Source organism: Dolichospermum circinale AWQC310F, from assembly GCF_000426925.1.
Lineage (GTDB): Bacteria > Cyanobacteriota > Cyanobacteriia > Cyanobacteriales > Nostocaceae > Dolichospermum > Dolichospermum circinale.
Genome location: NZ_KE384674.1, coordinates 25,763 through 41,512 on the forward strand (window position 1 = coordinate 25,763; position 15,750 = coordinate 41,512).

Annotated in this window: 18 protein-coding genes; 13 read left to right on the plus strand and 5 right to left on the minus strand. The window is 36.3% G+C overall.

The genetic code is table 11. The annotated features are described in order from the left end of the window. Nucleotides 1–145: 145 nt before the first annotated feature. Nucleotides 146–1,738: a S8 family serine peptidase gene (locus ACIR310F_RS0107510; RefSeq protein ID WP_028083290.1), complete on the minus strand. Its 1,593-nt coding sequence runs from the start codon at nucleotides 1,736–1,738 to the stop codon at nucleotides 146–148. A 302-nt stretch (nucleotides 1,739–2,040) separates the two neighbouring features. On the opposite strand from ACIR310F_RS0107510, the gene rpe reads away from it, so the two are divergent. Then, complete coding sequence (gene rpe / locus ACIR310F_RS0107515) at nucleotides 2,041–2,748, plus strand: ribulose-phosphate 3-epimerase (RefSeq protein ID WP_028083291.1); 708 nt, start codon at nucleotides 2,041–2,043, stop codon at nucleotides 2,746–2,748. Nucleotides 2,749–2,986: 238 nt separating this feature from the next. Next, nucleotides 2,987–3,451: a DUF29 domain-containing protein gene (locus ACIR310F_RS0107520; protein ID WP_028083292.1), complete on the plus strand. Its 465-nt coding sequence runs from the start codon at nucleotides 2,987–2,989 to the stop codon at nucleotides 3,449–3,451. A gap of 266 nt (nucleotides 3,452–3,717) precedes the next feature. On the opposite strand, the gene ACIR310F_RS0107530 is transcribed toward ACIR310F_RS0107520, so the two are convergent. Beyond that, on the minus strand, nucleotides 3,718–5,079 hold the full coding sequence (locus ACIR310F_RS0107530) for a sensor histidine kinase (protein ID WP_028083293.1): 1,362 nt from the start codon (nucleotides 5,077–5,079) through the stop codon (nucleotides 3,718–3,720). Nucleotides 5,080–5,450: 371 nt separating this feature from the next. Between ACIR310F_RS0107530 and ACIR310F_RS21835 the strand changes: the two genes are divergently transcribed. Continuing rightward, the gene (locus tag ACIR310F_RS21835) at nucleotides 5,451–5,822 is read left to right on the plus strand and encodes a DUF3155 domain-containing protein (protein ID WP_051289515.1); all 372 of its coding nucleotides are present in this window, start codon (nucleotides 5,451–5,453) and stop codon (nucleotides 5,820–5,822) included. Nucleotides 5,823–6,290: 468 nt separating this feature from the next. On the opposite strand, the gene ACIR310F_RS0107540 is transcribed toward ACIR310F_RS21835, so the two are convergent. Further along, nucleotides 6,291–6,824 (minus strand): cofactor assembly of complex C subunit B, encoded by a 534-nt coding sequence (locus tag ACIR310F_RS0107540; protein ID WP_028083294.1) that lies wholly within the window; start codon nucleotides 6,822–6,824, stop codon nucleotides 6,291–6,293. Between the two features lie 109 nt (nucleotides 6,825–6,933). Here ACIR310F_RS0107540 and ACIR310F_RS0107545 point away from each other — a divergent pair, with 109 nt between their 5' ends. Then, entirely contained in the window at nucleotides 6,934–7,503 is a 570-nt protein-coding gene (locus tag ACIR310F_RS0107545; protein ID WP_028083295.1) for a DUF3611 family protein, read from the plus strand. Between the two features lie 158 nt (nucleotides 7,504–7,661). Here ACIR310F_RS0107545 and ACIR310F_RS0107550 read toward each other — a convergent pair whose 3' ends face one another. Then, entirely contained in the window at nucleotides 7,662–8,246 is a 585-nt protein-coding gene (locus ACIR310F_RS0107550; RefSeq protein ID WP_028083296.1) for a Uma2 family endonuclease, read from the minus strand. 340 nt (nucleotides 8,247–8,586) lie between these two features. On the opposite strand from ACIR310F_RS0107550, the gene serS reads away from it, so the two are divergent. The 8 genes from serS (at nucleotide 8,587) to rseP (ending at nucleotide 14,680) form a co-directional block, all read left to right on the plus strand. After that, a complete protein-coding gene (gene serS, locus ACIR310F_RS0107555; RefSeq protein ID WP_028083297.1) occupies nucleotides 8,587–9,867 on the plus strand; it encodes a serine--tRNA ligase in 1,281 nt (426 codons plus the stop codon). 34 nt (nucleotides 9,868–9,901) lie between these two features. Next, nucleotides 9,902–10,537: an NYN domain-containing protein gene (locus ACIR310F_RS0107560; RefSeq protein ID WP_028083298.1), complete on the plus strand. Its 636-nt coding sequence runs from the start codon at nucleotides 9,902–9,904 to the stop codon at nucleotides 10,535–10,537. Nucleotides 10,538–10,646: 109 nt separating this feature from the next. Beyond that, nucleotides 10,647–11,519: a hypothetical protein gene (locus ACIR310F_RS0107565; protein WP_028083299.1), complete on the plus strand. Its 873-nt coding sequence runs from the start codon at nucleotides 10,647–10,649 to the stop codon at nucleotides 11,517–11,519. Between the two features lie 383 nt (nucleotides 11,520–11,902). Further along, a complete protein-coding gene (locus tag ACIR310F_RS0107570) occupies nucleotides 11,903–12,145 on the plus strand; it encodes a hypothetical protein (RefSeq protein WP_028083300.1) in 243 nt (80 codons plus the stop codon). Next, nucleotides 12,138–12,521, plus strand: a complete 384-nt coding sequence (locus ACIR310F_RS0107575; protein WP_028083301.1) for a type II toxin-antitoxin system VapC family toxin — start codon at nucleotides 12,138–12,140, stop codon at nucleotides 12,519–12,521. Before ACIR310F_RS0107570 ends, ACIR310F_RS0107575 begins: the two co-directional genes overlap by 8 nt. A 22-nt stretch (nucleotides 12,522–12,543) precedes the next feature. Continuing rightward, nucleotides 12,544–12,771 (plus strand): antitoxin, encoded by a 228-nt coding sequence (locus tag ACIR310F_RS0107580; RefSeq protein WP_028083302.1) that lies wholly within the window; start codon nucleotides 12,544–12,546, stop codon nucleotides 12,769–12,771. Next, nucleotides 12,772–13,173: a type II toxin-antitoxin system tRNA(fMet)-specific endonuclease VapC gene (gene vapC, locus ACIR310F_RS0107585; protein WP_028083303.1), complete on the plus strand. Its 402-nt coding sequence runs from the start codon at nucleotides 12,772–12,774 to the stop codon at nucleotides 13,171–13,173. A gap of 418 nt (nucleotides 13,174–13,591) precedes the next feature. Further along, on the plus strand, nucleotides 13,592–14,680 hold the full coding sequence (gene rseP / locus ACIR310F_RS0107590; RefSeq protein WP_028083304.1) for an RIP metalloprotease RseP: 1,089 nt from the start codon (nucleotides 13,592–13,594) through the stop codon (nucleotides 14,678–14,680). A 115-nt stretch (nucleotides 14,681–14,795) separates the two neighbouring features. Here the strand turns inward: rseP and ACIR310F_RS26100 are convergent, their stop codons facing one another. Next, nucleotides 14,796–14,945, minus strand: coding sequence for a hypothetical protein (locus tag ACIR310F_RS26100; protein WP_196803184.1), 150 nt, complete (start codon nucleotides 14,943–14,945; stop codon nucleotides 14,796–14,798). A 51-nt stretch (nucleotides 14,946–14,996) separates the two neighbouring features. Between ACIR310F_RS26100 and nth the strand changes: the two genes are divergently transcribed. Continuing rightward, nucleotides 14,997–15,671, plus strand: a complete 675-nt coding sequence (nth, locus tag ACIR310F_RS0107595; RefSeq protein ID WP_028083305.1) for an endonuclease III — start codon at nucleotides 14,997–14,999, stop codon at nucleotides 15,669–15,671. Nucleotides 15,672–15,750: the final 79 nt, after the last annotated feature.

Consider the following 15,750-nt stretch of genomic DNA (forward strand, 5'->3'; position numbering starts at 1 on the left):
TAGAGAACTGTCCACTAATTAGTGCTTTTACCTTTGCTATTGGTATCACTAGTTATTTCATGCTACAAACACTCAAGTCTTAAAATTATACTAATAAAGGAATTTTAAATCTGTTCCCTGTTCCCTGTTCCCTGCTATAGATAGATCACTTTTCACCTACAGTCCACCAGGCCAAAGCATAAGGTTGAACGGCTTCATTAACCTGCTTCTGAAATTGTACCCGAATTTTATAATTACCATTAGTAGCAACTGGACAAAAGATATGTTCAACATTATCTACTTCACTCACAGAAGCACACACAACAACTTCTTTATTCTTCCCATTTTCCTTAATTAGATAAACATCAAGATTATTTAATCCCTGATCTTTAAATGTTTCCCCCACATCATATTGTTGATTATTATTTTTATCATTCAACTCTACCAAACGATCCCAACTTAAAGTAATAGCTACAAAACTATTCGCTTTTAAACCGCTTTTAAAAACATATTCCTGAGTAGTATTAGCATTAACTTTATCATAATCCCAACCAATTGATGGTATAGGTGCATTAGCTTTCCATTGACCACCATTTAACTGTTGATAAGCTCGAAAAGCATTTAAATGACCTGCTCCCATTTGAGCATCTAAAGGAATTTTTACATCTTGATAAGCTTCCGTTACTAACCAATCTTGATTTTGTTTATCAACTAATGTTTTCGTCATTCTTAACCGTAAACCATCACCACTATCTTGAATTTTATCTGCTGCATTGAGTAATATAGCTTTCATTACTTGATGACGACGAGCATCAATACTCCAATTTAACTGTTTATTTTGCAATTGTCTATCAGTAAACTCTTGCAATAATGCTACAGTAGCAGTAACCTGTGGTGCAGCAAAACTAGTACCTGTAGATTTATTAATTTTACCATCAGGATTAAGTAAAGGAATATTAGTACCAGGAGCAACTAAACTAATTGCTCTTCTATTAGCAATATTAAATTCTTTTCCAGTTAAACGATCTTTTATTTCTTGACTGTTATTAGTCAAATTAGAAACGTGAACTTTATCAAAAATTCCGTTGCGTTCTGAGGAAAAAGCCACATTGATTGCGTTAAAATTGTCTGTAGGAATAGGAATCCCGCCTTTACCTTGATTTCCTGCAATAGTATACACAACATCATGCACACGACTAGACCAGTCAATACATAATGTCAGTAAAGCATTTCCATCTAAAATAGCTTCTGGTCGAGAATCACGATTTAATGGTTCACCAAAACTAAAATTAATAGCTCGAACATCACCACCATTTTGTAAAGCGATGTGTTGCGTTGATAAACACTCCTCCGGTTGACCATTTTTCCTCATAGATCCTACAGCGGAAGAGTATAATCTTGCATTTGGTGCTACACCAGGAAAGGCTTTATCTTGACTGATCATGACAGCAGAAACATTATAAGCATGAGACTCAACATTAAAATTTGATTTAGCTACAAAATTGCGGAGAAAAACCGCTGTTGGAGATACAGCACGATTTTTAGATACGGCTTTGTCCCAGCCGAACATCCCTGGACGACCGATTTCTACTTGACCAATAGCAATTTTCCGCCCAGTTAAATTATAAGGAGCTTGATGTAGTTTTAAAGCATCAATACCATTCTTCCCTAAAAAAGTTGCTCCTGTTATACCTGCAAAGGTTGGTATAGTTAAGCAGGAAAAACTTAAACCCCAAAAGATTATCCAATTTTTGTTCATGAACTACTAAGTCAGATGCAAGAGGTGACAGATAAGATGCAAAAAGCAATGTTTAAAATGCAAGAAATAAAAGATATTAGTTTTTAAGCAATGGATAAGATGGAAGAAGTAAAAGATAAGATGCAAAAAGCAATGTATAGGACAGCAGAAAGATATGATTGTTATCTTTTCTTTTTTCTCCTAACGCCTGGCTTCTAAATCCTAATTTTCACTAAAAAACTTTTTTACTCTGGCCTTAATTAATAATTTCTCCATATTTTGTTACAATACCTACAGACGAAGACGCTTAAAACCCACTAGCCATGACCCAAAATTCATCTCAAAAGCCCATAGTTATTGCTCCATCTATCCTATCAGCAGATTTTAGCCGTCTGGGTGACGATATTCGCGCCGTAGACAAAGCGGGAGCAGATTGGATTCACGTTGATGTAATGGACGGACGTTTTGTCCCTAATATTACAATAGGTCCTCTGATTGTGGAGGCGATTCGTCCGGTTACAACTAAACCCCTAGATGTCCACCTGATGATTGTCGAACCAGAAAAGTATGTAGAAGGTTTTGCTAAGGCTGGTGCTGATATTATATCCGTCCATGCTGAACATAACGCATCTCCTCATTTACACCGCACTTTAGGACAAATCAGAGAACTCGGTAAGAAAGCTGGAGTTGTACTTAATCCGGGTACACCTTTGGAATTAATTGAATATGTGCTAGAATTATGCGATTTAGTGCTAATTATGAGCGTTAACCCCGGTTTCGGTGGTCAAAGCTTTATTCCTAGCGTAGTTCCTAAAATTCGCAAATTGCGTCAAATGTGTGATGAACGCGGTTTAGATCCTTGGATTGAAGTTGACGGAGGCCTAAAAGCTAATAATACTTGGCAAGTTTTGGAAGCTGGTGCTAATGCTATTGTAGCAGGTTCGGCTGTATTCAATGCTCCTGATTATGCTGACGCGATTCACAATATCCGTAACAGTAAGCGTCCGACTCCAGAATTAGCTGCTGTTTAAGATTCTGGTAATTAATTGAAACCTAGATCCTCGATTTCTTTGAGAAGTCGGGGATTTATTTTTTTTTGATGCTAAATTTATTTAGACGACCTATGATGGTAAAACTCACCGTCCTAAAACGGTGAGTATGTCAAAACCGATTAGATCCGCTTGGAGATGAAATTGATTTAGTCCGTAGGGTGAATTAACCGCATTTATGCTAAAATACAGTAATCACACTCTGTAAGGAGTTTTCTGTATGGCTAACATTACTTACATTGATAACAACAAAACATTATATGATCAAGATTTTTACCTGTGGGTACAAACCACAATTCAACATTTGCAAGAAAGAAACTTAGAACAGTTAGATATCGAGAATTTGATTGAAGAAATTGATAGTATGGGAAGGAGTGAAAAGAAAGAACTAAAAACTCGCTTAGTTGTCTTAATTGAACATTTATTAAAATTACAATATTGGATAGAAGAAAAAGATGATAACGCTAGAGGTTGGCGTAATACTGTCGTGGAACAAAGACGACAAATAACCTATACTCTAGCAGATAGTCCTAGTTTAAAAGCTATTTTAAATGATGTATTTCTACCCTGTTATCAAGACGCTAAAAAAGATACAATTAACAAATACCAACTGCCATCAAACTTATTTCCAGAAGAACCACCTTTTTCTTTAGCTCAGGTTCTCAATGCAGATTTTATACCCTAAATTGATACCTAGTTTCAGCAACGCCTAAGTTCTATAGGAATCCGGTTTGATTCTGTGAATTTACTTGTGTGATCAGGGAACAGGGAACTCTTAACTGGGAACAGGAAAGAGAGAATTGATACCTACTGAGTTTTGTATGGCTACGCCACGCAAGCTATCAAAAATCAAATATTATTCCTACAGTTAGGTAAATTGTCAGAATCAGGATATCTAGGATTAAAGGATGAAACCAGAGCTTTTATTACCAATTACCAATTACCAATTACCTAAACAACAGCAGACAACCAAATTATAACCGTAGTTCCTGGGCTGTGAGGTAATGTAATAACCGAGTCAATTGCTGGACTGAAAACCTCTATATTTCCCTGCATTTCTGCTATTAACTGTTTAGCAATAGCAATTCCTAACCCCGTCCCAGGAATTGCTGTTTGTGCTTGTACACCTCGGTAATGTCTTTCTCCCAGATGTTCTAAGTCTTCCGGGGGAATACCTGGTCCTGTGTCACTAATAGCAATACCTTGGAAATTTCCCTGTTGTTGCCCACATTGTACCAAGATTTTACCACCTGTGGGAGTATATTTCAAAGCATTATCTATAATGTTACTCAATACTTCTCCCAAGGCTTTTTCATTGACTCTGACTAAAGGTAAATGATTGGGAATTTCCGTAATTAGTTGTAAATTTCGTTCTTGGGAAATAGCTTGAGCCGATATTAACAAAGGTGCTAACAAATCTGCTAGGGAACAATTAGTTAACTGTTCTCCTGTTCCTGGCAATAATAACACAGATTTCCCCTGTTTTTGTGTATTTTGATTTTGGTTAATTACCGCCTTTGACTCAGGGAGGGAAAGAGGTGTTAAATTGGCTGTATTTAAATCAATCACCTGATCAAACTTTTGTAATAACTCTTGTAAGCGATCGCTTTCCCGGACTATACTGGTTGCTACCTCCCGATTAGGATCAACCGCTCGCATTCGCTTAAATAGTAGTTTACCAAAAGTGCGGATAGCAGTTAAGGGGTTACGAAACTGATGTAAGAGATTATCTAATAAGTCCCGTTGTTCCTCTTGGAGAATTTGTTCCTGTTCAAGTTGATGTTGCAACCAAGCCCGACGTTGATCTAAAATGCAAGCGATCGCTAAAGTTTTGCCAATGCGTTCAATTTCTCCCTCCTCCCGTTGGTTCCATTCCCTATCTTCCCTCGCAGTCACTAATAATCCCATCATTACACCCTCATAAATCAGGGGTGAAACAATTTGGTTATGACTGAGTGAATATTCATCTTGTTTATCTTGTAAATTTTGTTTTTCTGTTGCTGCGCTTGACGCTGATGAATGGGAAGATACTGAAGTCGGTTTTAACAACCTCATGTTTTGATTTGGTAATGCTAAAACATGATCAAGCCTGACTGGGTAACTCTCTTCTTGTTTACCATACTCATCACAAGGATTTAATGCTATAGTTTCTGGATACACCATCACTGGAATTAGTCGAGCCTCGCCTGTAGGTTTTTCTACCAATTCCTGTGTTAAATAAACTACGCTAAAAGACGCTCCCATGCCTTGGGCTAACAGGGTTATTTGCTCTCGACATAAAGCAAGGAAATCAGAACTGGCAGACATTAGCATTAGTTACAGGAATTTAGGAGGTAGAAAAGTTGCAGTCACTAGCAGTTTAGCAAAAATAAACTCTCACAGGACTTCAAGCCAGAGAAAAGTGGTGCATAGCCCATAGCCTTTAACCTAATTTTGTACCTCATGCAAGTGCATACCACCATCAGGCTATATATATCTAGTCTAATCTAGTAATGGATGATTGGTAATAGACAATGGCTAGTAGACAGCAGTTTTTGGGAATTTTTATTCTTTATTTTTATCCTTTTTTCCTAATTGTATCAAAACATTAAAAACTATTGATTTTCTCAGAAAAAAATTATATAATGACGACTGATTTTGTAGCCACAACTACAATCTATAGCTGGAAACAGGAGGACAATAGGTTGGCAAGGAGACGCAAACGGAAAAGTCGTCGTCGTCAAGAAGGACGACGGATACTGGAACACATTCCCCAGTACAGCATCGAAAGTGGCGAAGATAAACCTGTGACAGCAGCAAGAAAGTTTATTCACGCTGAAGGTATTATGCCACCCGCGCTACTACTGGTAAAACGCAATGAACACACAACAGACCGTTATTTCTGGGCGGAAAAAGGCCTGTTTGGTGCTCAATACGTAGAAGAAAATCATTTCTTGTTTCCTAGTCTGAGGAGTTTTGAATCACCAACAGTAACAGTATCAGCACCGATACAATTGACAGTGCCGGCACCAGCATCGTTATCGGTATCGGAACTGGTTGCCGTAACTGTTAATTAAACAACAAATGACTATCCTATCTTCTAAATGTAGCTTCTAGCTCTGATAATAATAACTGGCAATTTTGATCAGGTTCTTCAAAAATTCCATTTTTTTTAATTTTGCGGTCTAATTGTCAAGCAGGGCTAAAAACTGTTTAAACAGATTCTCTCAAGTCATAGCATAATTAACTTCTCATCAACTCGACTTAGTTGCATGAATCAGTTTATTGTCAGCTTACACATCAGAGAATAGCGACAGAGCCAAGGAAATCCAAAGATGAGGACAAACTTATGATCTCACTAATTTGGACTACTATCAAGCTCTGTCCAGCAATTCAGATTTTTCCTCATTACATCTCAGTCCTTAGGAAAATTTACAACAGCAGTAGTATTTTCTCCTACTCACTGCCAATTTGCTCAAAAGTTTACTCAGAATCCTACATCAGAATAGGTATAGATGCTCATTGTTTTCAGACTCAAAAATCAATCAAGTGTCAAGCACCTTTAGCTGTAATGCCTTTTGTAACTCAGCAAGTTCATCTCTATGGGCAGTAACAGTAATTATACTTGAGGAGTTTTGTCCACTGCGGATATTTTCTATCTGGAGTGACACCTTCTCAAGTCTTCCAGATTTTCTCCAGTACAAGAGACCACTTAAAGGTGAAAATAGGATTATTACCGCAAAAAAACGCCCAAAATCGGGAAAAAGCATGGATAAAACTAACGACAAACAACCTAAACCCACCGCTGCTAATGTAGTTAGAAATATAGCTAAAAACCAACTAGGTCTAACAAATCCCTCAAATGTGACTTGATTTTTGGGAGAATCTACCGCTAATACTCGATAAGCACGAGTGCGAAAATAATCCTTCAATGAAGTCATTAACGTATTTTCATCCTCTTGTGAAACTAAACGCATCACTTCTATGCGGTCTTTAGTTGAAGCTCGAATAAAGAAAAACAAACCAACTGATAACAGTAATGTTAACAGGAAAGTAGATTGCAAAACAGCGGCATCCATAATTAATTTTTAAGTCTGAAATTTTCAGTAGACTTAAACCATTATCAATTATTCTGGAATCAGAGAACAAACAGAAGTTTGTTTTTAACTTTTAATATTTAATTTTTATATGTCACAAAACTCAGAAACACCATCATCTAACATTCGGGCTATAGCCCAACAATTTCGTCTAGCAGGTTGGATTAGTTTTTGGATTCAGTTAGTCTTAGGGGTAATATCTGGGATAATAGTCTTATTATTTGGCATTTTTAGCCAAAAAGCGGGTAGTCCTAGCAATAATCCAGGGACAGGCTTTGGTGTATTTTTAGCAATTTGTGGTATAATCCTCTTGGGTGCTGGTATTTACTTAGCTTATCGCTACACCAGAATTGGTAAACAACTAGAATCACCTAATCCTACTAATCGTCCTCGTAAAGCTGAAACCGCACAAGTGTTAAGATTAGGACTGTGGATAAATTTAGGCGGAACTTTAGTGACTTTATTGGGAGCGCAAGCGATTGTTGGTACATTAGTAGCTAGGTCTATATCTCCTCAAGCAGTAACTACACAATTATTTGATCCAACACGGATTATTAGCGGTTTAGATATGCTTATAGTTCAAGCGAATACTAATACTGTATCAGCGCATTTTGCAGGTTTAGTAGCATCTCTGTGGTTAATGAATCGTATTACTAGGTAATTTATAATTGATTTATAATTGACAGTGGTTGTAGTATCCGGGGTTGGTGAATGAAGGTATGATTTTTTCTCACGCAGAGGCGCAAAGGACGCAGAGAGTAAGAATTTAAGAACTAGAATATTTGATTTTCATCCGTCAATTCAGCAATCCCTAGTATCCTAATTTTGGAAAACAGGTACTTCTAAAATAAATCCCGGTAAAACATCTTCTCCAGATAAAATTGTTGGTAATAATACTATTTCTACAGATTGATTTTGACGATAAATTTCTACTTGTTGATTTTGAGGATCAATTAACCAACCTAAACGTAAACCACTATGAAGATATTCCTGCATTTTATCCTGTAATTGACCTAAAGAATCGGTACGCGATCGCAATTCTATCACAAAATCAGGACAAATTTTAGGAAACTTTTCCTGTTCTTCAACACTTAAAGATTCCCAGCGTTCATTAGCTATCCAAGCCACATCAGGAGAACGTTTACCACCATGAGGTAGAGTAAAAACAGTGGAAGAACTAAATACTTTTCCTAGCTGAGTTTGACGATTCCAAATCACAACATCTGCATTAAACTCTGATTCTCTATTACCACTAATTGCACCAACTGGAGGCATAATTATTAATTCTCCTTTAGCAGTTTGTTCAAGTTTCCAATCTTCGTTAATTTGACATAGTTGATAAAATTGATCATCACTTAATCCCACATTTTTGATATTTAAAACAACCGCTTCAGATGTCATCATTGCTGATCATCTCCTTAAAATTAGGGAATAGGAAATAGATAAATATATCTGAACTTATTGAAGAAGTCGCGTATCTTGTACTTCTTATCATTATTAACATAGCATCAGTTTGAGGTAACATTGACTTGAGACACAAAACTCAACATTTTATCAATTTAACCCTTGGGTTTTAACCCTTGGGTTTCACTGCGTTCTACCCAACCTGCGATTTTGACAATTTTTAGGTTTTGGGAAAAGAGACAGAATAAGATATGTTTGGGTTAATTTTCAGTTAAATTGACACTGATAAGCGTTGCTAAACCCGTACAATTAACAACTGACAACAAACAATTAACAAAAAATGCTGGATATTAAACAAATTAGAGAAAACCCCCAACTCGTACAAGAGAAATTAAACAGCCGTAACGGTAAATACGACATTCAACCTATATTAGATTTAAGCCAACAACAACGGGAATTAGAAGGTAAACGCAGTCAACTACAAGCCCGCAGCAACGAAATTGGCAAATTAGTGGGTCAAAAAGTAAAATCTGGTGTTGATCCTCAAAGTTCAGAAATACAAGCCTTAAAGGACGAAGGAAACGCCATTAAGATCACATTAAGTGAGTTAGAACCCCAGGAAAAAGAGTTAAAAGCCCAAATTCACGAATTACTATTAGCACTTCCTAACCTTCCCAGTGATTTTACACCCATTGGTAAAAGTGAAGATGATAACCAAGAGGTGAGAACATGGGGAGATGAATATAAACCCACAAATCCCCATATTTTACCACATTGGGAAATCGGCGAAAAATTGGGGATTTTGAACTTTGAAAGAGCGGTAAAAATTGCCCAAAGTCGGTTTGTCAGTCTTATCGGTGCGGGTGCGGCTTTAGAAAGAGCGTTAATTCAATTTATGCTTTCTAAACATATTGAAAATGGTTATATAGAAGTTAGTCCACCATTGTTAGTAAATACAGATTCTTTAACAGGTACAGGACAATTACCTAAATTTGCGGAAGAAAGTTTTAAATGTGCAGAGGATGATTTGTGGTTAATTCCTACTGCGGAAGTGCCGGTTACTAATTTGTATCGAGGGGACATTATTAACGCGGAAGAACTACCAATTTATCATACTGCATATACGCCATGTTTTCGGCGAGAAGCGGGAAGTTATGGCCGGGATATGCGGGGTTTAATTCGGTTACATCAATTCAATAAAGTGGAGTTAGTGAAGTTAGTAAAACCGGAAGATTCTTTTGAGGAATTAGAGAAGTTATTAGGAAATGCTGAGAGTATTTTACAGGCTTTAAAATTGCCTTATCGAGTGATTAATTTGTGTACTGCTGATTTAGGTTTTTCGTCCACAAAAACTTATGATTTAGAGGTATGGTTGCCATCTTCTGGGAAATATCGAGAGATTTCTAGTTGTTCTAATTGTGTTGATTTTCAAGCCAGAAGGGCGGATATTCGGTTTAAGGAAGGGGGTAAGAAAGGGACGCAATTTGTACATACTTTAAATGGTTCTGGTTTAGCTGTGGGAAGGACTATGGCGGCTATTTTGGAGAATTATCAGCAAGCTGATGGGACGATTAAAGTACCGGAGGTTTTGCAGGTTTATTTGGGTAGGGAGGTGTTGTAGGTATTTTACCTATATAAAATTCTGTATAATCACTGTGAATAGTGGTTATACGGAAAAGGTTTGTGATACTTTAGAAAAGGCTTTGTCTACACCACTTAATCAGGTTTCATTTATGTCAATTCATATTTTTTGGGATAACTCAAATATTTGGCTGGTTGGCCGCGGAGTTTGTCAGCAACACGAACCTGGTGATGAGTCTGGATTCCGTGTTCACTTTGCTAATCTGTTCGACTTTGTTGTGAACAACCGCCAAGTAGATTACGCCTTTGTTGGTGGTTCGATTCCGCCTAATGATAGTGTCTGGAAAAGGTTTGACGATTTAGGAATTAAAGTTAAAACGCAAGAACGTGGGCAGATTAGTGGTACTGAAGTTGCTGTGGACGAAAGTATTCAACTTGAGATGGCTAATCAGGTTCTTGATGTAAATCCACCTGGTGTTATAATACTTCTAACAGGTGATGGTAGTGGTTATAATAATGGTCAAGGTTTTATTAAACAGCTAGAACGAGCGCACAATCACGGATGGCAAATTGAGGTAGTAAGCTGGGATTTAGGTTGCAATCGCTTTTTGAAAAAATTTGCGGAGGATAAAGGGGTTTATCGATCATTGGAAACTGTATATGACAAAGTGACATTTATCAATAACAAACGTTGGGCTTTATCACAATAGTGTGATCGCTCATTTTTTGTATGGTGCGTTAATAAAATTGAACGCACCATCATTTTCTAGCTTGAGGAATACGAGATTAAAATTTTGAACCAATAACCACGGTGTTGATATGGAAATTTTCTTTGCTCTACTAATTTTCGTTGGCATTATCATTATGATTATTTCTATAATGAGAGATCAAACTCATTCTAATTCAAGGCAAATATCATCTAATTCAAATTCGTCTTCAACTTCTACTCCCTCTCAGTCTAATCCAAGACAACTATCATCTAACTCAAATTCATCTTCAACTTCTATTCCACAAGCTTTATCTCTAGAATTTAGTCAGGATTTACCACAACTTTCTTCAGAACTCAAGTCCAAGCGTGATTTAGGTCTGAAATTATTCAGAGATGGACTTTCTTTATACAAAATCGGGGATATAGAAACTGCTTCAGAAAAGTTTCGGGAATCTTCAAATCTGATGAAAATAATATGTGGATATTACCCAAATAACCTACAGATTAATTTTTACTTATTAGAAACATATCAAAGTTTTGATTATAAACAAGCAATTGAAAAAGGGTTAAAATGTCTTGAAATTATGGATCAACTTTTAAGTAAAAATACTTTTGTTCAAACTGCTGTGCTTCTAACCCGTTACGACATACTAAGAAAATTATATAAGTTACTTATTAAAGAAAATAGAACAAATGAATCTCAACTATATCTAAGCGAATTAGTCAAGCTAACGAGCTTAATATTAGATCAGAATCCTCCACCATATAATAATGAATCTACTTATATGACAATGTTGGATTTATCTAAAGAACGAATAATTGCAAATTTCTTTCTTCAGGGAATTAAGGAAGGGAGAAATATGGCAAGAAATTTGGTTGTCTCGCCGTTAATAAAAAACGATAGCACAGAATTATCTTACCACTTCGAGGCTAGTTTTAGTTCAGCAGATGCAGAAATTTTGGGTATACTTTACTCTAATTAACGGATACTGTAACTTATCTCGTAGGGTGCGTTAATGAAATGTAATGCACCGTTTTTTATTAAAATTTACCTGTCAGAATCAGGATAACCAGGATTAAAGGATTAACAGGATAATATTTGATATTGATATTCACAGAATATTAAAATTAGCGCAACTTCTGAAAATAAATATTTTTTTGACTTTTGACTTTTGACTTTTGACTTCCCGAAGGGTGTCCTGGAAATCCTGATATGGCTAACGCCACGCTTCGCTATCAGACAAAATGCAATTTATGAAAATATAGATGAATATTAAAAAACATCCTGTACATCCCCAAATCCTGGACATCCTGATTCAGAAAAATTTGGTATAATTAACATGATCATTCACTAATTGAGTTAACTATGAAAACACTAGACATAAAAGTAACTATAACAAATGATGGTAAATTATTAGTCAATTCTCCTGTAGATATACCAATGGGAGAATATAATGCTGTTCTTGTATTAGAAGATAGCCCAATTACTCATCATGTTCAAACTTCTGTGAAAAATGCTCAGGCTATTTTTAGAAAATATATTCCTGCTAGTAGAAAACTGTCTGAAGAATTAATTCAGGAACGAAGAGAGGAAAGTTTAAATGAGTGAAGTTGTTGTAGATGCTTCTGCTATTTTAGCTTTACTCAATCAAGAAACTGGTAGCGAAGAAGTTTTAAGATTTATCGGTAAAGCTGCCATTAGTACGGTGAATTTATCTGAAGTTATAGCAAAATTAGCAGATGCAGGAATCCCGGAAGAAGATATTAGACAGATTCTTTCTAATCTCAATCTTGAAGTTATTGATTTTAATAAAGAACAAGCATTAAAAGCGGGAATGTTGCGCCCAAATACTAAATCAATCGGACTTTCATTTGGTGATAGAGCTTGTTTAGCATTAGCTATTTTTCTCAATCAACCTGTTCTAACAACTGATCGGTTATGGGGTAGTATTAATGTGGGAGTTGAAGTTAGAGTAGTGCGTTAGGCATTAATGAGAGGAAATAATCATGAATACAGCCAAACTTAGCAGTGACGGTACTCATCAAACAGTGATATTACCCCCAGATTTTAAAATGACAGGTACAGAAGTTTATATCAAAAAAATTGGTAATGCCATTATTCTTATTAGTAAAGATAACCCTTGGCAAACTTTAATTGATAGTTTAAATCAATTTTCTGATGATTTTATGATGACTAGAAATCAACTTCCTATTGATAAAAGAGAGGAGTTTTAAATGCAATATCTTCTCGATACCAACATCTGTATTTATCTGATTAAGCAAAAACCAGAAAAAGTAATATCAAAATTTCAAACTTTGTCTATTACTGATATTGGTATTTCTTCCATTACCGTTGCTGAATTAGAATATGGTGTTTATAAAAGTCAGCAACAAGAGAAAAATAAAAATGCCCTTATGCAGTTTTTACTTCCTTTAGAAATTATTGAATTTAGTCAAGATGCAGCAGTAATTTATGGATGTGTTAGAAGTGATTTAGAAAGTAAAGGGCTTGTTATTGGACCAATGGATATGTTAATTGCTGCTCATGCAATGAGCTTAGGTGTTACTCTGGTTACTAACAATATCCACGAATTTTATCGCATTCCTAAACTCTCATTAGAAAATTGGGCAGAGTAAGTTAATAAAATGTAATTTCTCAAAATGTAGATGAATATTAAAAAACCATCCTGGACATCCTGATTCAGACAAAATGCAATTTCTAAAAATATAGATAAATATTAAAAATTAAAAAACATCCTGTACATCCTCAAATCCTGGACATCCTGATATGGCTAACGCCACGCTTCGCTATCAGACAAAAAATCAAATTCTATGCTATTATTATGGGGAATTAGAGTGGTAAATTTGCCCATAACTACAGATATTTACCGTTTTTTTTGACCTCAAAGCCTGAAAATAGACGAAATTGCCATAATTCGCTGTTTTCGGGATTGGATTAGACAACAGATCAAAAATTGGCATCAGCAGATATTCTCTGTGCGCCCATTTCCAAAGTACAATAAGAATATATATCCGAATATTTTGATTAAGCTCTATGTCAGTTTTAGCAGCGATCGCAGTTTTGGCTATTTTGATCTTAGTACATGAGTTGGGACATTTCATGGCCGCCCGTTCTCAAGGCATTTACGTTAACCGCTTTTCTCTGGGTTTTGGACCGACGCTTTTAAAGTACCAAGGATCACAAACCGAATATACCATCCGCGCTTTCCCCTTGGGTGGCTTTGTCGGCTTTCCTGATGATGATCCAGATAGCCAAATTCCCCCCAATGACCCGAATTTGTTGCGTAACCGCCCTGTTTTAGACCGTGCCATTGTTATTAGTGCGGGCGTAATCGCCAATTTAATCTTTGCTTATTTAATGTTGGCTTTGCAATTGGGAATCGTTGGTATACCTCAAGAATTTCAGTATCAACCAGGTGTGGTTGTCAAACCTGTAAATGAACAATCTATTGCTTACCAAGCAGGGATTCGAGAAGGTGACATTATTCTGGCTGTAAATGGTCAAGAAATTCCTTTAGGTAAAGACGCAACCACATTATTAACAAAGGAAATTCAAACCCACCCTAATCAAGAAGTTGACCTGAAAATTCAACATGAAAATCAACAAACTCATCTGAAAATCACACCTAAACAAGGTGCTGACGGTAAAGGTGTCGTCGGAATTGAATTAGTAGCCAATGGTAAAGCAAACTATCGTCGTCCCCAAAATATTACAGAGATTCTCAAAGTTGCTGCTAATCGTTTTCAACAGTTAGTTGTAGGCACATTTAAAGGTTTTGGACAGTTAATTACTAATTTTGGGAACACTGTCGGGCAAGTTTCAGGACCTGTGAAAATTGTCCAAATTGGCGCACAATTAGCCGCTAGTGATAGCACAAATTTATTCTCTTTTGCGGCAATTATTAGCATTAACTTGGCAATTATTAATATTTTGCCTCTTCCCGCTTTAGATGGTGGACAATTAGCCTTTTTATTAATTGAAGGTTTATTTGGTAAACCTTTACCTAACAAAATTCAAGAAAGTGTCATGCAAACTGGTTTATTCTTACTTTTAGGATTGGGTATTTTCTTAATTGTTAAAGAAACAACTCAGTTAGAATGGGTGCAAAAATTGTTACAGTAAATATCCTCAAATGATCACCTGGCTGCTAATACCAAATTATGATGAAGCTGCAAGAATTAGGATTTAAGAATAATTCACCGCAGATAAATACGGATGATTATTTTTTTGTGCAGCCTCACATAAAATTGGTATGGTAAATAAGTAGGTGAACGGAAAAAAACCGACATAAGTAACGAAAAGTAAAGTTACCCAAAACCGTTCGGCTGACGCTCACGGCGAAGCCTCTTCCCTGTTCCCTGTTCCCTGTTCCCTGTTCCCTTGTCATAACGACAACTTTTAACGCCAACCTACTTAACCACTCAAAATTGAAAATTGATTGACTCGTAAATCATTAACTAAAAAACAACGGGCTTTAGAAATTCTTTCCCGTCTTCACTATCTTTATCCAGATGCAACCTGCTCTTTAAATTACTCAACACCTGTACAATTATTAGTAGCAACTATTCTTTCCGCTCAATGTACAGATGAGCGTGTAAACAAGGTGACACCCGCATTGTTCAAACGATTTCCTGATGCGAAAGGTTTAGCAAATGCTGATATATTAGAATTGGAGGAGTTAGTTCGTTCAACGGGTTTTTATCATAACAAAGCCAAAAATATCAAAGCTGCTTGTCAGATGATTGTTAATGATTTTAACTCTATTGTTCCTAATCAAATGGAACAATTATTAAAACTTCCGGGGGTAGCACGCAAAACCGCAAATGTGGTTTTAGCCCATGCTTATGGTATTAATGCTGGAGTGACGGTAGATACTCATGTTAAGCGCTTGACTCAACGTTTGGGGTTAACAAAAAATACTGAACCGGTGGGAATTGAAAAAGATTTGATGCAGTTATTACCCCAACCAGACTGGGAAAATTGGTCAATTAGATTAATTTATCATGGCCGGGCTGTGTGTAAATCCCGATCTCCTGGTTGTGATGTTTGTCACCTGGCTGACTTGTGTGAGATGAATTTGTCCCTCCCAGAGTCCCAAAGTCCGAGAAAGTGATATTTAGGAGTATCGGTTGTGGAAATTTTCCTATTTTCCCTATAATTCTCCAGGAGAGTGTAGAATGGGGAATGGTGTC